Raw genomic sequence first — 18,975 nt, forward strand, 5'->3', positions numbered from 1 at the left:
CAACCAACCGATACCGGCTGGCCGGGGATGTCAACATATCTGGCGTTGACTTTTGGCACGCTGTTGAGTTCTCAAGGAACGGACGCTTCCTTCGAGCCGCATTCCTGCGGACCCTCCGGGCGCTTCGTTCTTTCGTGTTCCCAGCTTATCAGAGGTTTTCGCCACCGTTTCACCGGTGTTTCCTCGAACTCGCTTTCGTTCGCCCCTCTCGGCGCGACTCCGGAACTGTACGGGGACCGGCGCCCGCAAAGCAAATCCGCCCCCGCGCCGTTCGGGCGCGGGGGCGGGGGCGGAGCTGTCGTACGCGGGGCGTCCGGGAGGTCAGTGGACCTCGGTGATCTCGGGGCCGCGGGAGAACGGGTCGATCGAGCCGCCGGCGTAGGGGGACTCGACGTCGGCCGAGGTGGCGGCACCGTCGGCGACCATCTGGGCGTCCTCGGGGAGCTTGAGGACGATGGGGTCGCGGGGGGCCATCGGGGACTCGCCGCGGACCACGACGGTCTGGCGGAAGACCTCTTCGAGCAGGCCGGCCATCTCGGGCTGGACCGCGGCCTGGCCGGAGATCACGCCGCGGAGGAACCAGCGGGGGCCGTCGCAGCCGACGAAGCGGACCAGCTGGACGCCCTGGGTGCCGTCCGGGAGCTGGACCGGGACCTGGGCGCGGAGGTGCCAGCCGAGCGTGCCCTCCTCCTCCTCGACGGCGCCGCCCTGGCCGGTGATGCCGCCGGCGATCTCCTCGCGGACCTCGCCCCAGATGCCCTCGGACTTGGGGGCGGCGAAGGCCTGCAGCTGGATGGCGCTGTTGCCGAGGACCAGGGTGGCGGCGACGATCGCGTCACCCGCGACCTCGACCCGTAGCTCCATCCCCTCGACGCCGGGGACCAGGAGGCCGCCCAGGTCGACGCGGCCCTCTTCCGGCTTCTCCAGCTCGGAGATGTCCCACGGCCCGTCCGGACGCGGGGCCGGCGGCAGGCCGATCCGCTCGGCCGGGTCGGGTTCGGTGTCGTTCTCGCTCTCGATGGAACCCTCGACGTCATCGGCCGTCTCGTCGGCGCTGATGGCGTCCTCGGCGAGCTGCTCGACAGCGTCCTCGCTCTTGCGACGACGGAACACGGTCACTGTCCTTCCCGGTCCAAGACCGAATCCAAGACCGAACACGAATACCTGTGCTACCTGCTACCCATCGGACCGGCCGAAAACCGTTGCTACCGCACCGCTTCCACCCGCTCGTCGTGCCGCCCGGCCGGAGCCGGGGCCGCGGCGCATGCTAGACCGCGGCATGACCGCCGGTCGAGCCGAACCCGCCTTCGGCGCGGACCGAGCCCGGGAGTTCGCCCACTTCGTGGAAGCGGGCCTTCTCGACCTGCTGGACGACCAGCTGGGCGATCCGGTCGCCCCGCTTGAAGACGACGGGCTCTCGGGGGTCCAGGTTCACGACGATCACCTTGATCTCACCACGGTACCCGGCATCGACCGTCCCCGGGGCGTTCACCAGTGCAACTCCGCAGCGGACGGCGAGTCCGGACCGCGGGTGCACGAACGCCGCGTAGCCGTCCGGTAGCGCGATCGAGATGCCGGTGGGGAGCAGGACCCGTTCGCCCGGCTGGAGTTCGGCGTCGACGGTGGTGCGCAGGTCGGCTCCGGCGTCCCCGGGGTGCTCGTAGGCGGGGAGCGGGATCTCCGGGTCGAGGCGGCGGATCAGGATGTCGACGGGCGGGCGGACGGGGTCGGTCACGGGTTCACCTCGAAGGCTCGGGCACGCTTGATCTGGTCCGGGTCGTCCAGGATCTTCTGCACGTCCTCCGGACGACCGTGCGTGGTGAAGTGTTCCAGCTTCACCTGGATGAAGAGTGCCTGTGCCCGAATGGCGACCGGTCCGTCGGGGCCGCCGATCCGGCCCTCGGCGGCGCTGTAGACCTTGCGGCCGTGGACGCCCGTCACCCGTGCGTGGATGTGCAGCACGGAGTCGACGGGGACGGGGCGGACGAAGTCGGTCTCCAGGCGGCCGGTGACGGCGGGGGCGCCGAGCAGCCAGTTGAGCGTGCCGAGGGTCTCGTCCATGGCGGTGACCAGGACGCCGCCGTGGGCCAGGCCGGGGCCGCCCTGGTGGGCCGGCTTGACGGTGAACTGCGCGGTGACGTCGAGGTGTTCGCCGGCCACGGCGGTGAGCTGGAGGCCCTGGGGGTGGTGCGGACCGCAGCCGAAGCACTCATCGTAGTGGGAGCCGATGACGGTGCCGGGCGCGGGCGCCAGCGGGGAGCGCTCGGGCAGCCGGGCGTCCGCGGGCGGGGTGGTGGGGGTGGTGGGGGTGGTGATGGGTCCGTTCACGGCGCCGACCCTACCTGCCGGTAGCTTTCCGGGACAGGCGCGGCGAGGGGGCCCTGCGGGCCGGGGCGGTGTGGGGCGTGCCCACAATGGGGGCATGTACGAGGAACGTCTCACCGTCCCGCGGTCCTGGTGGCTGCTGTCCGTGGCGCTCGGGCTCTCGCTCGGGCTGATCCTGCTCCGGTTCAGCGGGGTCGCCGCGCTGCTCGGGCTGGTGGTGGGGGTGGCCGCGGGGGCGGCGGCGCTGAGCAGCTACGGCTCGGCGCGGATCCGGGTGGTGCAGGGGTCGCTGGTGGCCGGGCAGGCCCGGATCCCGGTGAGCGCGCTGGGGGAGGCCGAGGTGCTGAACCCCAAGGAGGCGGTGGCCTGGCGTTCGGTGAAGGCCGATCCGCGGGCGTTCATGCTGCTGCGCAGCTACGTGCCGACGGCGCTGAAGGTGGCGGTGACCGATCCGGCCGACCCGACGCCGTACCTGTACCTGTCGACCCGGTCCCCGCAGCGGCTGGCGGACGCCCTGGAGGCCGCGGCCGGCGGCCGGGGGCGCTGAGCCCGGCGGGTCGAGAGTCTCCCCGCGCGACGGCCCCGAGAAGGCCGGAAGGGACGGTCCCACCTGCTGGTGGGACCGTCCCTTCCGGTTTCGGTCTGTCGGCGGGCCCCGTGAGGGTGCTCGGGGGCTCGCCCGCTGCCGGGTGCGACCGCTCGGGGCGGTCGCTGTTGCTGCCTCCGGTACTGCTGCTCAGTACCGGACGGGGCGGCGTTCCGGGCCGACGGAGGGGTCTCGCCCGCCCGGGCAGGTGCCGCTCCGTTTTCAGGCCCCGCAGTCCCGGCAGATCGGCTGGCCGTTCTTCTCGCTGTAGAGCTGGCTCCGGTGGTGGACCAGGAAGCAGCTCATGCAGGTGAACTCGTCGGCCTGCCGGGGCAGGACGCGCACCGAGAGTTCCTCGTTGGAGAGGTCGGCGCCCGGAAGCTCCAGACCCTCGTTCGCGTCGTACTCGTCAACGTCGACGGAGCTGGAGGCCTTTTCGTTCCGGCGGGCCTTCAGTTCCTCGATGCTGTCCTCGTTGAGGTCGTCATCGGTCTTGCGTGGGGTGTCGTAGTCCGTTGCCATTGTTTTCGCTCTCCCCCTTTGGGTGTGTGCGGTATCTCCAGCGCACGTAACGCCTGGGGGGCCGGTCTTGTGCCCGACCCGAGGCCGAGATTGTGCCTTACTTCAAGCCCTGTTACTCAATCGACACTCATCCGGAAGCCCGCGAGGGCGTTCGAACACCGCCCGAACGAGACCCCCCGTGCGGGTGAACCCGTGCAGGCCGGAGGCTCTCCGCCGTCACGGTCCGTGGTGGTTCGAGAACGTCCGACCCCTCAATTGGGCGGCGGCGCGGGCTTCTTGACGGGGGATCGGATCTTCGTCCGCGCAACGGGGCCGTGACCGAGCGCGATCGGCCCGCCCGAACGGGTGATCACTCTTCCGGGTCGCCCGGATGGCCCCGCCGGGCGAGTGTGAGGTTCGTCACATTGGACGCGCCGGCGGGCTTTTCCTGCGAAAACGGGCCTTTCGGCCCGACCTCGTCGGGCCGGATTGTCCGCATACCGATCGGAACGTCCACCGGGGCCGGTCCGGGTGGGTCCGGACCGGCCCCGGTGGGCGGTGGCGGCGGGGTCAGCCCCGGGCGGCGGCCGCGGCGGCGCGGCGGGCCAGCAGGGCGGCCTGGCGCTCGTCGAAGCGGGTGGCCTGGGTGTCCAGGCCCGCCAGGAAGGCTCCCAGCTCCTCCTGGGCCTGCAGGCCGACCGGGCCGAGGCCGGTGACCTCCATGACCTTCAGGTGGCGCAGCACGGGCTGCAGGACGTCGTCGTGGTGGATCCGCAGGTTGTAGATCCCGCCGATGGCGATCTGGACCGCGGAGCGCTCGAAGCCGGGCATGCCGTGGCCGGGCATCCGGAAGTTGATCACCACGTCGGCGACGGCCCGCATGGCCTGGTCGGGGGCGAGTTCCAGGGCGGCCTTCAGCAGGTTCCGGTAGAAGACCATGTGCAGGTTCTCGTCGTTGGCGATCTTGGCCAGCAGCTGGTCGCAGAGCGGGTCGCCGGAGTGGTGGCCGGTGTTGCGGTGGGCGATCCGGGTGGCCAGCTCCTGGAAGGCGACGTAGGCGACGGACTGCAGCATGCTGTGCGCGTTGTCGGACTCGAAGCCCTCCGACATGTGCGCCATCCGGGCCCGCTCCAGCTCGACCGGGTCGACGGCGCGGGTGGCCAGCAGGTAGTCGCGGATCGCTATTCCGTGCCGGCCCTCCTCGGCGGTCCAGCGGTGCACCCAGGTGCCCCAGGCGCCCTCGCGGCCGAACATGCTGGCGATCTCGTGGTGGTAGCTGGGGAGGTTGTCCTCGGTCAGCAGGTTGACCACCAGGGAGATCCGGCCGAGCGGCGTCACCTTGGACTGCTCGATCGACCACGCCTCGCCGCCCAGCACGCCGTCGAAGTCCCGCCCCTGGCTCCACGGCACGAACTCGTGCGGCATCCACTCCTTGGCCACCTTGAGGTGGCGGTTGAGCTCGGTCTCCACGACCTCTTCGAGCGCGAGGATCAGCCTGGCGTCGGTCCAGGCGGTCGTGGCGGTGCGCTGCACGGGGGCGATGGTCACGGCGTTGCTCCTGCGGAGGGGGCGGGCTGACCTACGGCTGCGTAGGTTACGACACCGTAAGTTGTTCCGGCCGGAAATGACAAGCCGCCCCTGTCCAGCGCTTATGTCGCTTTGACACGGCTGGGCGGGGGCGGCGGGGCGGAGGCGCCGGGCGGGCTAGGGGATGCGGACCTGGACCCGCAGGCCGCCGCCGGGGCGGGCGGTGGCCTCGATGGTGCCGCCGTGGGCGCGCACCACCGAGCGGACGATCGAGAGGCCCAGGCCGACGCCCTTGTCGCTGCGGGTGCGGTCGGTGCTCTTCAGGCGGCGGAACGGCTCGAAGATGTGCTCCAGCTCGTAGCCGGGGACCACCGGGCCGGTGTTGCTGACCACCAGCTCGCCGCCCCCGCCGCGGACGGCGGAGCTGGTGATCTCCACCCAGCCGCCGGGGCTGTTGTAGCGGACGCCGTTCTGCAGCAGGTTGAGCGCGATCCGCTCCAGCAGCACGCCGTTGCCGTGCGCGGGCGCGGGCGCCAGTTCGGCGCGCAGCTCGACCTCGCGGTTGTCCGCCTCCGGGCGGGCCTGCTCCATGGCCCGCTGGGCCACCTCGGCGAGGTCCACCGGGCGGCGCTCGGTGAGCTCGTTCTCGCTGCGGGCCAGCAGCAGCAGGCCCTCGACCAGCTGCTCGCTGCGCTCGTTGGTGGCCAGCAGGGTCTTGCCGAGCTGCTGCAGGTCGGGCGACGCCTCCGGGTCGGCGAGCTGGACCTCCAGCAGGGTGCGGTTGATCGCCAGCGGGGTGCGCAGCTCGTGCGAGGCGTTGGCGACGAAGCGGCGCTGGGAGTCGAAGGCGCGGTCCAGCCGCTCCAGCATCTCGTCGAAGGTGTCGGCGAGCTCCTTGAGCTCGTCGTCGGGGCCGTCCAGGTCGATCCGGCGGTGCAGGTCGCTGCCGGCCACCTCGCGGGCGGTGCGGGTGATCCGGCCCAGCGGCTGGAGCACCCGGCCGGCCACCGCGTAGCCGACCGCGAAGGCGATCACCGCGAGGAAGACCAGCGCGGTCAGGGCGCGGCGCAGCAGGGTGGACAGGGCCTGGCTGCTGTTGACGTCCTGGAGGTTGCTGATCGCCCGGTCCAGGGCGGCCTGGTCGCTGATCTCCTGGCCGTTGACGGAGATCGCCACGCCGCGGCCGACGGTCAGGTGCGGCAGCTGGGGCTGGTCGAAGGCGGAGCGGACGAAGTAGTACATCAGCAGCAGCAGGACGACGCCGGCCATCAGGAACATCCCGCCGTACAGCAGGGTGAGCCTGATCCGGATGGTGGGGCGCAGCGACAGCCAGGCGAGCAGGCCGTCGCCGGGGTGGTAGGTGTCGTCGGCGCGGTCGCGGGCGGGGCGGCGCGGGGGGCGCGTCGGCCGCGGGGGCACCTGGGCCGGGCCCGGGGCGGGCGCGCCGGGGGCCCCGCCGGGGAGTGGCGGGGTGGTCATGGCCGGAAGTCCTCTCAGACGGTGGGTGGTTCGGTACCCGGGGTCACACCCGGTAGCCGGAGCCGGGGACGGTGACGATCACCGGCGGGTCGCCGAGCTTGCGGCGCAGGGTCATCACGGTGACCCGGACGACGTTGGTGAACGGGTCGGTGTGCTCGTCCCAGGCCTTCTCCAGGAGCTGCTCGGCGGAGACCACGGCGCCGCCGGCCCGCATCAGGACCTCCAGCACCGCGAACTCCTTGGGAGCGAGCTGGACGGGCTTGCCGTCCCGGATCACCTCGCGGCGGCCCGGGTCCAGGCTGATCCCGGCGCGTTCCAGCACCGGGGGCAGCGGGACGGTGGCGCGGCGGCCCAGCGCCCTTACCCGGGCGACGAGTTCGCTGAAGGCGAACGGCTTGGGGAGGTAGTCGTCGGCGCCGATCTCCAGGCCCTCGACCCGGTCGCTGATGTCCCCCGAGGCGGTCAGCATGATCACCCGGGTGGCCAGGCCCTGCTCGACGATCCGGCGGCAGACGTCGTCGCCGTGGACGAGCGGAAGGTCCCGGTCGAGCACCACCACGTCGTAGTCGTTGACCGCGATCCGCTGGAGCGCGGCCTCCCCGTCGTAGACGACGTCGACCGCCATGGCCTCCCGGCGCAGGCCGGTGGCGACGGCTTCGGCGAGCAGCTGCTCGTCCTCGACGACGAGTACCCGCACGGTGGTTGTCCCTTCTGCTGGAGCGGCCCAGGCCGTGGGTTGCCCGTGCGGGCCGTGGTGCGCCGGGCGCGGATTCGGGCAGACGAATCCGACGGTGTCTCCATCCTGCCTGGTCGCGCGGTAAAGCAGTCGTAAGTCCGGGACACGGGTGGCGAAAACGGAGGCGGCGGCTGCCGATTGGACTGTGACCCGGGCAACTTTCCCGGGGCGCGAGGTTTCCCGGGGCCGGTGGTGGGGAGGACAGCTGACACACCGCGGTGCCCTCCTGTCGGAGCATCGTGGCCACCACCCGCCGAGTGCCCCATCCGCACCGGCCAGGTATCGAAAGCCACCGGGTCGCGGCTCCAGCGCCGCACGAGTGCAGGACCGGACAGTCCCGTCCGGTCCGGGCACCCGGCCGGGGTTTGCCCGATTCCGGCCGGGGGGCCGCTCGGGCCGTGCCCGTCCGACACAGTAAGGGGGCCCGTATGGACGCCTTCACCACCGGAATCCTTCAGCGGATCAAGAACGCCGAGCAGGATCTGAACCGGGCGATCGAGTCCGGGGACGAGTTCCTGGCCGAGGTCGAGCAGTCCGAGCTGGAGGACCTCCAGCGCCTCGCCACCGAACACGGCGTGGACCCGGCCATCGGCATCCACCGCTCCGCCGCCTGATCCCTTCCCCTGCACCGGCGAGCCCTGGCACGGTCCCCGTGCCGGGGCTTCTCGCTGTCCGGGGCCGGTCCGCCGGGGCCGGACGGTCGGGGCGGACCGGCCGGGGCCCGGTCAGTCGTGCCAGGCGCCGAGTTCCTCCAGCCGGGCCCGGAGCGGCTCGAACACGCCGGGCGGGGCGGCGACCGTCAGCTCGCCGTCGGCGGGGAGGCCGGGGCGGGAGCCGGTGAGCGCGCCGGCCTCCTCGGCGATCAGCAGGCCGGCGGCCCGGTCCCAGGGGGCCAGGCCGCGCTCGAAGTAGCCGTCGAAGCGGCCGGCGGCCAGGTCGCACAGGTCGACGGCGGCCGCGCCGCCGCGCCGGATGTCGCGGACCTCGCCCATCAGGGCGTGCAGCACCTCGGCCTGGTGCACCCGGCGCTCGCGCAGGTAGCCGAAGCCGGTGGCGACCAGCGCCTGCCCCCAGGCCGGGGCCGGGCGGACCGCGAGCCGGCGGTCGCCCAGGAAGGCGCCGCCGCCGCGGACCGCCCGGAACAGCTCGCCCCGGGCGGGCACCGCGACCACGCCGACGACCGCCTCGCCGTCCAGTTCGGCGGCCACGCTGACGGCCCAGGAGGGCAGCCCGTACAGGTAGTTGACGGTGCCGTCGAGCGGGTCGACCACCCAGCGGACCCCGCTGGTGCCGGGGCGGTCGGCGCCCTCCTCGCCGAGGTAGCCGTCGTCCGGGCGGCGGGTCGAGATCAGTTCCAGCACCAGCTTCTCGGAGGCCAGGTCCATCTCGGTCACCACGTCCACCGGGCTGCTCTTGGTGGCGGCCACCCCGAGGTCCGCGGGGCGTCCGTCGCGCAGCAGTTCACCCGCCCGGGTGGCGGCCTCGACGGCGAGGGCGAGCAGGTCCTGCAGCAGGTGGTCGGTCACGGGTCTCGGTCCTCCGGGGCGGTGCGTCGGGCGCGGGGTGGTGCGGGGCGGTACGGGGCCGGTGCGGGGGCTCAGCGCTGGGCCGCGGCCGGGCGCGGGGCGCGCGGGTTGGGGCAGCAGGCGGTGGCGCACACGTCGTGGCCGGGGCCGAACCCGCCCAGGGCGCACCGGGTGACCGGCTCCCCCCGCTCGACGGCGGCCCGCTCCAGCACCAACTCCCTTACGGCGGCGGCGAATCGGGGGTCGGCGCCGACGGTGGCGGCCCGGGCGACCGGCAGGCCGAGCTCGGCGGCCCGGGCCACCGCCTCGGTGTCGAGGTCGTACTTGACCTCCATGTGGTCGGAGACGAAGCCGATCGGGACCATCACCACGGCCGCGGCTCCGTCCGCGTGCCGGGCCGCCAGGTGGTCGCAGATGTCGGGTTCCAGCCAGGGGATGTGCGGGGCGCCGGAGCGGCTCTGGTAGACCAGCTCCCAGGGCCGTCCGGTGACGCCGGTCCGTTCGGTGACCGCGGCGGCGATCAGCCCGGCCACCTCCAGGTGCTGGGCGACGTACGCGCCGCCGGGGGTGCCGCGGGCCGGGTCGTCGGGGGCGCCGGAACTCTCCGCCATCGCGGTCGGGATCGAGTGCGTGGTGAACGCCAGCTGGGCCTTCTCCCGTACCCCGTCCGGGAGTTCGGCCAGGGCGGCGAGGGTGGCGTCGATCATCGGCTCGACGAAGCCGGGGTGGTTGTAGAAGTGCCGCAGCTTGTCGACGACCGGTTCGGGCCGCCCCTCGGCGGCCAGCGCGGCGAGCGCGTCGGCCAGGTTCTCCCGGTACTGGCGGCAGCCCGAGTAGCCGGCGTACGCGCTGGTGGCCAGCACCAGCACCCGGCGGTGCCCGGCGTCGGAGATCTCCCGCAGGGTGTCCACCAGGTACGGGGCCCAGTTCCGGTTGCCCCAGTACACCGGCAGGTCCAGGCCGTGGTCGGCGAAGTCCGCGCGCAGCGCGGCCAGCAGGTCGCGGTTCTGGCCGTTGATCGGGCTGACGCCGCCGAACAGGAAGTAGTGCTTGCCGACCTCGGCCAGCCGCTCCTTCGGGATGCCCCGCCCCCTGGTGACGTTCTCCAGGAACGGGACCACGTCCTCGGGGCCCTCCGGCCCGCCGAAGGAGAGCAGCAGCAGGGCGTCGTACGGCGCCGGATCGGTCGGGCTCGGGGTGCTGGTGTCGGACATGCTCCGATCCTGCCACTCGCCGGGGCCCGGTCGGCGCACCGCCGGGGCGGGCGGGATTTCGGGGTGCGGGTCACGGATCGCCGTTCGTAAGCTGTCCGAGGGATAGTTGTGCATTACCGATAGTTGCGTCTTCCCCCCATCCGAGCCGACGGAGCCACCCCGTGCTGTCCAGTTACCGCCAGATATTCGCCGCCCCCGGCTCACTGGCCTTCTCCGCGTCCGGGCTGATCGCCCGGCTGCCGATCTCGATGACCGGGATCGGCATCGTCACGATGCTCTCCGAGATGCGGGGCACCTTCTGGCTCGGCAGCGCGCTCTCCGCCACCCTGGCGGTCGCCGCGGCGGTGCTCGGCCCGTGGGTCTCCCGGCTGGTCGACCGGCACGGCCAGCGCCGGGTCGCGCTCCCCGCCACCCTGGTCACCGTGCTCTCCGCCGCCGGGCTGCTGCTCGGCGCCCGCGCGGGCGCGCCGGACTGGACCCTGTTCCTGTTCGCCGCGGGCATGGGCGCGATGCCCAGCACCGGCTCGATGGTCCGCGCCCGCTGGGCCCACCTGTACCGCGACGAGCCTCCGAAGCTGCACACCGCGTACTCCTTCGAGGCCGTCGCCGACGAGCTGTGCTTCATCGTCGGCCCGATCCTCGCGGTCGCGCTGGCCACCACGGTCTTCCCCGAGTCCGGCGTGCTGCTCGCCGGGGCCTTCCTGGTGGTCGGCATCCTGCTGTTCACCGCGCAGCGCCGCACCGAGCCGCCGGTCCACCCGGCGGCGCGGCACACCAGCGGCTCCGCGATCGCCAACCGGGGCCTGCAGACCCTGGTGCTCACCCTGGTCGCCACCGGCGGCGTGTTCGGCTCGGTCGAGGTGGTCACCGTCGCCTTCGCCAAGGCCCAGGGCCACACCGGCGCGTCCGGCCCCGTGCTGGCCGTGTACGCCGCGGGCTCCTGCCTGGCGGGCGCGGTCTTCGGCACCCTGAAGCTCGCCGGGTCGATGGCCCGCCGCTTCCTGGTCGGCGTCACCGCGATGGCGGTCAGCATGGTGCCGCTGATCCTGGCCGCGCAGCTGCTGCACGGCACCGCCGCGCTGATCGGCGTCGGCGCCGCCCTGTTCCTCTCCGGCCTGGCCATCTCCCCCACCCTGATCACCGCGATGGCCCTGGTCGAGCGGCTGGTCCCCGCGGCCCGGCTCACCGAGGGCATGACCTGGACCACCACCGGCCTCGCCATCGGCGTCGCCCTCGGCTCCTCGGCCGCCGGCCTGGTGGTCGACGGCGCGGGCGCGGTCCACGGCTACTGGGTCCCGGTGGCCGCCGCGGCCGCCGGCGGCCTCGCCGCGTACGCCGGCCTCCCCCGGCTCCGGCGGCAGCTCGCCGCGGTGGAAACTCCCGCGGCGGCGGAGCCGGTCGCGCGGTAGGACTTTTAGGGGCCCGCTGGGAGCGAAGCTCCAGGGGCCCGGGGAACGGCGGAGCCGAGAGGCGGGTGACCGACGGGCCGCGAGGTGCCACCCCGTTTCGGGCCGAAGGTCCTCGGCGAAAGCCCCGTTGCGCCCCCCTGTGTTCCGGCGATCAGCCACTCGGCCCCGCCGTTCCCCGGGCCCCTGAATGCTTCGCCTGCCGCAAAGTTCCCCGGGTCTGCACCCGTAGACCTGTGAGTGGGTTGTGACTACGCTCCCCGTACCCACCGGTAGAACCGGAAGGTAGGACACGCGCGAGCGGGAGGCTCTGGAGATGACCGAGGTCTGGCGGAACTGGGCGGGGAACCAGAGCGCGCGGCCCGCGCAGGTGGTGGCGCCCGGGTCGGTCGAGGAACTCGCGGCGGCGGTGGTCGCGGCCGGGCGGGCCGGTCGTCCGGTGAAGGCGGTCGGTTCGGGCCACTCGTTCACGGCGATCGCGGCGGCCGGGGACGCGGTGATGGTGCGTCCGGACAACCTGACCGCCGTGCGCGGGATCGACCGCGGGGCCGGGACGGTCACCGTCGAGTCGGGCCTCCCGCTGCACCGGCTGAACCGGCTGCTCGCGGCGGCCGGCCTCTCGCTGACGAACATGGGCGACATCGAGGTGCAGACGGTCGCGGGGGCGACCAGCACCGGCACCCACGGCACCGGCCGGGACTCCGGCTCGCTGGCGGCGCAGATCCGGGAGGTCGAGATCGTCCTCGCCGACGGCTCGGTGCGGACCTGCTCGGCGACCGAGGACGCCGAACTGTTCCAGGGGGCCCGGCTGGGCCTGGGCGCGCTGGGCGTGGTGAGCGCGCTGACCTTCGCGGTGGAGCCGATGTTCCTGCTGTCCGCGCACGAGAAGCCGATGGGCTTCGAGGAGGTGCTGCGCGGCTTCGACGACCTGACGGCCGTGAACGAGCACTTCGAGTTCTACTGGTTCCCGCACACCGACCGCTGCTCGACCAAGCGCAACAACCGCAGCCAGGGCCCGGCCGATCCGCTGCCGCGGTTCAAGGCCTGGCTGGACGACGACTTCCTCTCCAACACCGTCTGGGAGGGCGCCTGCCGGGTGGGCCGGGCCTTCCCGGCCGCCGTCCCGACGATCGCCGGCCTCGCCAGCCGGGCCTGGTCGGAGCGCCGGTTCACCGACCAGCCGTACAAGGTCTACACCAGCCCGCGCAAGGTGCGGTTCGTCGAGATGGAGTACGCGGTGCCGCGCGAGGCGGCGACCACCGTGCTGCGCGAACTGAAGGCGCTGGTCGAGCGATCGGACTGGCGGATCAGCTTCCCGGTGGAGGTCCGGATCGCCCCGGCGGACGACCTGTGGCTGTCCACCGCGAGCGGGCGGGACAGCGTGTACATCGCCGTCCACCTGTACCGGGGCACCCGGGAGATGGGCTACTTCACCGAGGTGGAGCGGCTGATGACGGCCCATCAGGGCCGCCCGCACTGGGGCAAGCTGCACACCCGGGACGCCGAGTACCTGGCCTCGGTCTACCCGCGCTTCGCGGACTTCACCGCGCTGCGCGACAAGGTCGACCCGGAGCGCCGGTTCGCCAACGACTACCTGCGCCGGGTGCTCGGCGCCTGACCGCCCGTCAGCCCGCGGCCGCTCCCCCGGTCGGCGGGGCTTCCGCCCCGGCCGGGGTCGCCGCCGGGGCGGACGGGGCCGCGGTGGCGGCCGGGGGCGTGCCACCGGCGCTCGGCGAGGGCTGCGCGGAGCCGGACGGCTCGGGCGAGCGGCTGGGCGCGACCGGTCCGCGCGAGGCCGGGCTCGACGGGGACGGGGACGGGGCCGGGTCGGCCGTCCGGGAGCCGCTGCCGGGGGACGGCTCGGCCGGGGTCTTCGGCGTCCGGTCCGCGCCACCGCCGGACGGGCGGGACGGGTTGAACGAGGTTCCGCCGCCGCCGTCCTGACCGGTGGTGATGTCGTGCAGCGGTTTTCCGGCCGCGAGTTCCACCCCCACGATCGGGACCATCGCCACCGCGAACACCAGCGCCGAGACCGCCGTGACGGACTTCCAGGTCCAGCGGCGTTTCGCCCGCAGCACCTGCGGCGCGTTCCACTCCGCGGAGATGGCGGCCGAGTTGCCGGCCGAGTTGTCGGCGGGCATTCCGTTCGCCGCGCCGGCTCCCGGCGGTGTCGCGGTCCGCGATTCGGCGCCGCGTTCCACCGCGTTGCGCAGTTGTTCCCCGGTGCGTTTGAACAGGTGCTGGAAGAGCGCGCTTCCGGTCGTCGCCCCCACCGAGACGACGGCCGCGCCGAGTATCGTTCCGTACACTCCGAGTTCCGACGCGAGTACGGCGCCGACCACCGTCGCCAACGCGCTCGCCGCGACCTGGGTGACCGTCAGATCGAGCCGCCTGCCGCCCTCCTTCTCCACCGCACCGGCCGGTGCGTGGTCGAACTTCTCCCTCTGCTGCGGCATCCCTGTCCCTCGGTCGGCGTGTCGGAATTTCGAACAAGTCGCTCCATCTTGCCCAAAGAAGGACACAAGGGTCGAAAATCCGGTTCTCGCCGGTCGATATATGTGAAGATGATCACCGTCCGTTGATCACAGGCCCGCCAATGGGGTGCTCGCTCTTGAGATTCCGCTGATTCGCGGGAGACTTGAGCGGCGAGCCGCCCCTCCGGATGCCACGAATGGAGTACTGTTCGTGGAGCCTGAGCCTTCGGTACCCCCTGTCGACGACCCGTCGAACAGCGGCCCGGGCGCCCGGGTGCGATGTCGACCGTCGACGTGGCAAACAGGCAACCGTGCCACAGCGGCGCGCCCGGGCGAAAGCCCGACACGCCGGGTAACTCTGCAAGGTTGTGGCCACTCGCCAGCGGGCAGGCCACACTCAGTACGGGAGCAGCGACGCAGGTGACGTCGGCAGGCACCACCCGGGAGGTAACCGTGCCCGAACTGCGCGTCGTGGCCGTCAGCAACGACGGCACACGGCTGGTGCTCAAGGCTGCCGACAGCACGGAGTACACCCTTCCGATCGACGAGCGGCTGCGCGCCGCCGTCCGGGGTGACCGGCCGCGGCTCGGCCAGATCGAGATCGAGGTGGAGAGCCACCTCCGCCCCCGTGACATCCAGGCGCGGATACGAGCCGGTGCGTCCGCGGAGGACGTCGCCCAGGCCGCCGGCATCTCGGTGGACCGGGTCCGCCGCTTCGAGGGCCCCGTGCTCGCCGAGCGCGCCTTCATGGCGGAGCGCGCCCGCAAGACCGCGATCCGCCGCCACGGCGAGTCCACCGGCCCCCAGTTGGGCGAGGCCGTCGCCGAGCGGCTCGCGCTGCGCGGCGCCGAGAAGGACACCGAGCGGTGGGACTCCTGGCGCCGGGACGACGGCACCTGGGAGGTCATCCTCGGGTACCGCGCCGACGGCGAGGTGCGGCGGGCCAGCTGGTCCTACGACCCGCCGCGGCGGCTGGTGCAGCCGAACGACGACGAGGCGCGGGCACTGATCGGCGAGAACGTGGAGCGCGAGGAGGACTCCGTCTTCCCGTTCATCCCGCGGATCGCCCGGCTCCCGCACGACCGTCCGGCCCGCCCGATGATCGAGCGCCCCTCCCCCGACCGCATCATGCAGGTGCGCGAGGTCCGGGAGGCCCGCGAGGCGGTCGCCGCGGCCTCCGCCGCGCCCGAACGCGACTCCCTCACCAGCCTGTTGGACGTGGTGCCGTCCTACCGCGGCGACCTCACCCCGATCGGCCCGAACGTCGAGACCGCGGTCGCCGAGGAGGTCGAGGAGATCGTCGTCGAGGAGACGGCGGCTCCCGCCGCCAGCATCGGCGCGGGCTCCGCGTACGCGGACATCCTGATGCCGCGCTCGGTGGCCCCGCACCGGGACCGACTGGTCGGCACCACCGACCGCCAGGCCGAGGCGGACGGCGTCCGGCCGGGGCGGCGGGCGACGGTGCCGAGCTGGGACGAGATCGTCTTCGGGTCGCGCCGCAAGAAGCCCGAATAAGCACTGCCGCCCAGGGGCCCGCAGGGCTTCGCGTTCCCCGGGCCCCTGGGCTCCGCGGGAGCGAAGCTCCAGGGGCCCGGGGAACGGCGGGACCGAGGGGCGGGTGACCGACGGGCCGCTGTGCGCCGACCCCGTTTCGGGCCGAAGGTCCTTGGCCGACGCCCCGTGGCGCCCCACTCTCCTCCGGCCCTCAGCCCCTCGGCCCCGCCGTTCCCCGGGCCCCTGTTGTGTTCCCCTGTGTGTGCCTAGAAGTTGCTCATGAGGTCTCGACCGGGTTGGCCGGGTTCGCGGACCACTCGCTCCAGGAGCCCGGGTAGAGGGCGATGCCGTCGTGGCCGGCCAGGGCGAGGGCGAGGAGCTGGTGGGCTGCGGTGACGCCGGAGCCGCAGTAGACGGCGGTGCGGGCGGGGTCGGTGACGCCGAGGGCGGTGAAGCGGGCTGCCAGGGCGGGGACGGGGAGGAAGTGCCCGTCGGCGGTGAGGTTCTCGGCGGTGGGGGCGGAGGCCGCGCCGGGGATGTGGCCGGCCCGGGGGTCGATCGGCTCGGTCTCGCCGCGGTAGCGCTCCCCCGCCCGGGCGTCCAGCAGCAGGCCGGTGCGGGCGAGTTCGGCCGCACCGCCCGCGTCCACGGTGGGCAGGTGGCCGGGGTCGACCTTGAAGTCGCCCGCGCCGGGGGCGGGGGTGTCGGTGGTGAGCGCGTGCCCGGCGGCGCGCCACGCGGCGAGGCCGCCGTCGAGGACCCGGACGTCGGGGTGGCCGGCCCAGCGGAGCAGCCACCAGGCGCGGGCGGCGGAGAGCGCGGGGCCGGCGTCGTAGGCGACGACGGGGCGGTCCGCGGTGACGCCGGCCCGGCGGAGGGCGGCGCCGAGGCGGTCGGGGTCGGGCAGCGGGTGGCGGCCGGCCGGGCCCGGCGGGTCGGCGAGTTCATGGTCGAGGTCGACGTAGTGCGCGCCGGGCAGGTGGCCGGCCGCGTACTCCTCGGCTCCGGGCGGGCCGCCGAGCGCCCAGCGGATGTCGAGCAGGACGGGGGGCCGGTCGGAGTCGAGGGCGGCGGCGAGTTCGGCGACGCCGATCAGGGGCGAGGTCATGCCGCCATTGTGGCGTGCGGGCACGGCCGGTGGGGCGGGGTCGGCGTTCGCGTCACCGGGGGAAACGTCCCGGCGGGACGTCAGCCCTCGAAGGGGAGGACGTCCGGGGAGAGGACGGCGGCGCGGGCGGTGGCGGCGGTGAGGCGGCGGCGGTGGTGGCGGCGGCAGAGCACCTCGTAGCCGATCTCGTCCTCGTTGACGGCGACGTCGCCGACCACGACCTGGGCGCCCTCGACCACCATGACGCCGCCGACGGTGCGGGCGTTGTGGGTGGCCCGGGCGCCGCACCAGCAGAGGGCCTCGACCTGGAGGACCTCGACCCGGTCGGCGAGTTCGATCAGACGCTGGGATCCGGGGAAGAGCCTGGTGCGGAAGTCGGTGGTGATCCCGAAGGTGAACACGTCGATGCCCAACTCGTCGACGATGCGGGCGAGTTGGTCGATCTGCCCGGCGGAGAAGAACTGGGCCTCGTCGCAGATCAGGTAGTCCACCCGGCCGCCGGCCGAGAGCAGCTGGACCACGTACGCCTGGAACTCGAAGTCCTCGCCGACCTCGACCGCGTCGGCGCGCAGGCCGAGGCGGCTGGAGATGGTGGCGGCGCCGGCCCGGTCGTGGCGGGTGAAGATGATGCCCTGGCGGCCGCGGGCGGTGTGGTTGTGGTCCATCTGCAGGGCCAGCGTCGACTTGCCGCAGTCCATCGTGCCCGAGAAGAACACCAGTTCAGCCATGGTGGAGCGTCAGCCTTTCGGGCGAGGGGGTCGGCGGGCCGGGCTCAGCCGCGGACTTCGAGCAGCGGGACGAGCTGTTCGACGGGGGTCATCGAGCCGTGCAGGCCGATCATCTGGGACTCGCCGGGCTCGCTGCGGGTGGCGATGATCGCCACGTCGTCGCGGGCGGCGGCGACCACGTCGCCGATCCGGGGCAGCACGCGCTCGTCCACCTCGGGGCCGAACCACCCTGCGGCGACGGCCTGTTCGCGGGTGGCGACCCACATCTGCTCGCCGAGCACCTCGCTCCAGACGGCGTACACGTCGCCGGCCGCGCCGGGGTGGGCGTAGACGTGCCGGGCCCGGCCCTCGCCGCCGAGCAGGGCGACACCGGCCGACAGCTCCCAGTCCTCGTCGAAGTCGATCCGGTTCTCCGGGGCGATGTCGATCATGCCGTGGTCGGCGGTGACGTAGAGAGCGGAGCGCGGCGGGAGCTGGTCGGCGAGGCGGCGGGCCATCCGGTCGACCGTCGAGAGGGTGAGCCGCCACTCGTCGGAGTCGACGCCGAACCGGTGCCCGGCGGCGTCGAGTTCGCTCAGGTACGTGTAGACCAGGGCCCGGTCGTGCTCGGCCAGCCAGGCGGCGGCCCGGTCCATCCGCTCTTCGGCGGTGGTGCGGCCGAGGAAGGTGCCGCCGGAGAGCGCGACCCGGGTCAGCGGGGTGGAGGCGAACAGCGGCGAGGAGACCTGGGCGGTGGCGATGCCCGCGAGGTGGGCCTGCTCGAAGACGGTGGGGTAGGGCTGCCAGGCCTGCGGGTCGACCGGCGGGTTCCAGCGCAGCTGGTTCATCAGCCGGCCGGTCTCCGGGATCGCCACGGTGTACCCGGCCAGGCCGTGCCGGCCGGGCGGCAGGCCGGTGCCGACCGAGGCCAGCGAGGTGGCGGTGGTGGACGGGAAGCCCGCGGTGATCGGGGTGCCGCCGGGCATCAGCGAGGTGAGGAACGGCGCCCAGTCGGGGTTGGCCCGGATCAGCTCCCAGCCGAGGCCGTCGACCAGGAAGACGCAGACCCGGTCGGCGGGTTCGAGCGGCAGCGTGCCGTGGAACCCGGGAACGCCGAGGCCGGCCGCCAGCGTGGGCAGCAGGTCGCTGAGCGCGGCGCTGCCGTAGCGCGGGGCGGGGGCGTCGGCCGGGTCGAGCAGCTCGTAGACGTCGTCGTGCATGTCCCGGCTCAGCCGTTGGCCACGGTGGCCTCGGACAGTGCCCGGGCGAACACCAGCGCCTGGGCGACCGTCTCGGGGCCGTCGCCGGCCTCGCTGACCCGCAGCGAGAGGTCGTCGGCGGTGGCGGAGCCGGTGTAGCCGTGGTCCGCCTCGCAGTTGGGGTCGGAGCAGCCGGCCGGCTCCAGGTCGAGGCGCTGGACGGCGCCCCAGCCGATGGTGAGGACGACCTCGCGCGGCGGGGTGCCGGGGGTGTACGTCTCGGGGTTGGCGACCATCCGGCTGACCACCACGGAGTTGATCCGGTCGAGCCGGACCGTCTCGGTGGAGGTGGTGGCGTAGGGGACGGGGGTGGCCGCGTCGCCGTTCTGCTCGTCGGTGTGGCTGACCACGAACCGGGACGCGGTGAGCACCAGCACGGTGACGTGCCGGCGGACCTCGTTGGCGTCGAAGGTGGTCTCCTGGTGCACCAGGTACGAGCTGATCGGCTCGGGGCCCACCGCGGACTCCACCGCCTCGGAGACCAGCGCCGGGTAGTAGCCGCTGCGCTCGATCGCGGACCGCAGGTCCTGCGTGGTGGTTCCGGTCTTCGCCATATCTCCATCCTGGCATGTCCCGCCGCTCCGGCGGGTGGCACTGCGCCGGGTCGTTCCGGTCCGCCGCCGGGCCGGTGGT

General features: G+C 73.4%; 19 protein-coding genes. 5 read left to right on the top strand and 14 right to left on the bottom strand.

Annotation, left to right across the window (positions count from 1 at the left end):
• Positions 1-321: 321 nt before the first annotated feature.
• The 3 genes from ACIQBJ_RS34795 to ACIQBJ_RS34805 all read right to left on the bottom strand — a co-directional run bounded on the left by ACIQBJ_RS34795 (position 322) and on the right by ACIQBJ_RS34805 (position 2,328).
• Positions 322-1,113 (bottom strand): DUF3710 domain-containing protein, encoded by a 792-nt coding sequence (locus ACIQBJ_RS34795; protein ID WP_400718750.1) that lies wholly within the window; start codon positions 1,111-1,113, stop codon positions 322-324.
• 154 nt (positions 1,114-1,267) lie between these two features.
• Positions 1,268-1,735, bottom strand: a complete 468-nt coding sequence (gene dut, locus ACIQBJ_RS34800) for a dUTP diphosphatase (protein WP_400718752.1) — start codon at positions 1,733-1,735, stop codon at positions 1,268-1,270.
• A complete protein-coding gene (locus ACIQBJ_RS34805; protein ID WP_400718753.1) occupies positions 1,732-2,328 on the bottom strand; it encodes a PaaI family thioesterase in 597 nt (198 codons plus the stop codon). The genes dut and ACIQBJ_RS34805 overlap by 4 nt, the downstream gene beginning before the upstream one ends.
• A gap of 94 nt (positions 2,329-2,422) precedes the next feature.
• Between ACIQBJ_RS34805 and ACIQBJ_RS34810 the strand changes: the two genes are divergently transcribed.
• Positions 2,423-2,872, top strand: a complete 450-nt coding sequence (locus ACIQBJ_RS34810; RefSeq protein ID WP_400718754.1) for a DUF3093 domain-containing protein — start codon at positions 2,423-2,425, stop codon at positions 2,870-2,872.
• A 261-nt stretch (positions 2,873-3,133) separates the two neighbouring features.
• Here ACIQBJ_RS34810 and ACIQBJ_RS34815 read toward each other — a convergent pair whose 3' ends face one another.
• The 4 genes from ACIQBJ_RS34815 to ACIQBJ_RS34830 all read right to left on the bottom strand — a co-directional run bounded on the left by ACIQBJ_RS34815 (position 3,134) and on the right by ACIQBJ_RS34830 (position 7,115).
• Positions 3,134-3,433, bottom strand: a complete 300-nt coding sequence (locus ACIQBJ_RS34815; protein ID WP_014138508.1) for a DUF4193 domain-containing protein — start codon at positions 3,431-3,433, stop codon at positions 3,134-3,136.
• A gap of 549 nt (positions 3,434-3,982) precedes the next feature.
• Positions 3,983-4,960, bottom strand: coding sequence for an acyl-ACP desaturase (locus ACIQBJ_RS34820; protein WP_400718755.1), 978 nt, complete (start codon positions 4,958-4,960; stop codon positions 3,983-3,985).
• 156 nt (positions 4,961-5,116) lie between these two features.
• Positions 5,117-6,418, bottom strand: a complete 1,302-nt coding sequence (locus ACIQBJ_RS34825; RefSeq protein WP_400718756.1) for a sensor histidine kinase — start codon at positions 6,416-6,418, stop codon at positions 5,117-5,119.
• Positions 6,419-6,461: 43 nt separating this feature from the next.
• Positions 6,462-7,115, bottom strand: coding sequence for a response regulator transcription factor (locus tag ACIQBJ_RS34830; RefSeq protein ID WP_099903185.1), 654 nt, complete (start codon positions 7,113-7,115; stop codon positions 6,462-6,464).
• Positions 7,116-7,582: 467 nt separating this feature from the next.
• Here ACIQBJ_RS34830 and ACIQBJ_RS34835 point away from each other — a divergent pair, with 467 nt between their 5' ends.
• Positions 7,583-7,768, top strand: coding sequence for a hypothetical protein (locus tag ACIQBJ_RS34835; protein WP_400718757.1), 186 nt, complete (start codon positions 7,583-7,585; stop codon positions 7,766-7,768).
• Between the two features lie 111 nt (positions 7,769-7,879).
• Here ACIQBJ_RS34835 and ACIQBJ_RS34840 read toward each other — a convergent pair whose 3' ends face one another.
• Together ACIQBJ_RS34840 and ACIQBJ_RS34845 are read right to left on the bottom strand one after the other, a co-directional pair.
• Positions 7,880-8,680 carry an inositol monophosphatase family protein gene (locus ACIQBJ_RS34840; RefSeq protein ID WP_400718758.1) on the bottom strand — a complete coding sequence of 267 codons (801 nt, stop codon included), beginning with the start codon at positions 8,678-8,680 and terminating at the stop codon, positions 7,880-7,882.
• Positions 8,681-8,751: 71 nt separating this feature from the next.
• Entirely contained in the window at positions 8,752-9,894 is a 1,143-nt protein-coding gene (locus ACIQBJ_RS34845; RefSeq protein ID WP_400718759.1) for a ferrochelatase, read from the bottom strand.
• Between the two features lie 161 nt (positions 9,895-10,055).
• Between ACIQBJ_RS34845 and ACIQBJ_RS34850 the strand changes: the two genes are divergently transcribed.
• Entirely contained in the window at positions 10,056-11,303 is a 1,248-nt protein-coding gene (locus ACIQBJ_RS34850; protein WP_400718760.1) for an MFS transporter, read from the top strand.
• Positions 11,304-11,616: 313 nt separating this feature from the next.
• Positions 11,617-12,918 carry a D-arabinono-1,4-lactone oxidase gene (locus ACIQBJ_RS34855; RefSeq protein WP_400718761.1) on the top strand — a complete coding sequence of 434 codons (1,302 nt, stop codon included), beginning with the start codon at positions 11,617-11,619 and terminating at the stop codon, positions 12,916-12,918.
• A gap of 7 nt (positions 12,919-12,925) precedes the next feature.
• Here ACIQBJ_RS34855 and ACIQBJ_RS34860 read toward each other — a convergent pair whose 3' ends face one another.
• Positions 12,926-13,756 carry a hypothetical protein gene (locus ACIQBJ_RS34860; protein WP_400718762.1) on the bottom strand — a complete coding sequence of 277 codons (831 nt, stop codon included), beginning with the start codon at positions 13,754-13,756 and terminating at the stop codon, positions 12,926-12,928.
• Between the two features lie 438 nt (positions 13,757-14,194).
• On the opposite strand from ACIQBJ_RS34860, the gene sepH reads away from it, so the two are divergent.
• Positions 14,195-15,289, top strand: coding sequence for a septation protein SepH (gene sepH, locus ACIQBJ_RS34865; RefSeq protein WP_400718763.1), 1,095 nt, complete (start codon positions 14,195-14,197; stop codon positions 15,287-15,289).
• 256 nt (positions 15,290-15,545) lie between these two features.
• On the opposite strand, the gene ACIQBJ_RS34870 is transcribed toward sepH, so the two are convergent.
• The 4 genes from ACIQBJ_RS34870 to ACIQBJ_RS34885 all read right to left on the bottom strand — a co-directional run bounded on the left by ACIQBJ_RS34870 (position 15,546) and on the right by ACIQBJ_RS34885 (position 18,896).
• Positions 15,546-16,376 (bottom strand): sulfurtransferase, encoded by an 831-nt coding sequence (locus tag ACIQBJ_RS34870; RefSeq protein ID WP_400718764.1) that lies wholly within the window; start codon positions 16,374-16,376, stop codon positions 15,546-15,548.
• An 80-nt stretch (positions 16,377-16,456) separates the two neighbouring features.
• Entirely contained in the window at positions 16,457-17,104 is a 648-nt protein-coding gene (locus ACIQBJ_RS34875) for a thymidine kinase (protein ID WP_400718766.1), read from the bottom strand.
• A 44-nt stretch (positions 17,105-17,148) separates the two neighbouring features.
• The gene (locus ACIQBJ_RS34880) at positions 17,149-18,303 is read right to left on the bottom strand and encodes an alkaline phosphatase family protein (RefSeq protein WP_400718767.1); all 1,155 of its coding nucleotides are present in this window, start codon (positions 18,301-18,303) and stop codon (positions 17,149-17,151) included.
• 8 nt (positions 18,304-18,311) lie between these two features.
• A complete protein-coding gene (locus ACIQBJ_RS34885; RefSeq protein ID WP_400718768.1) occupies positions 18,312-18,896 on the bottom strand; it encodes a DUF5998 family protein in 585 nt (194 codons plus the stop codon).
• Positions 18,897-18,975 lie beyond the last annotated feature (79 nt).

The sequence above is a fragment of the Kitasatospora sp. NPDC088391 genome, assembly GCF_044753345.1.
In the GTDB taxonomy this organism is placed as follows: Bacteria; Actinomycetota; Actinomycetes; order Streptomycetales; family Streptomycetaceae; genus Kitasatospora.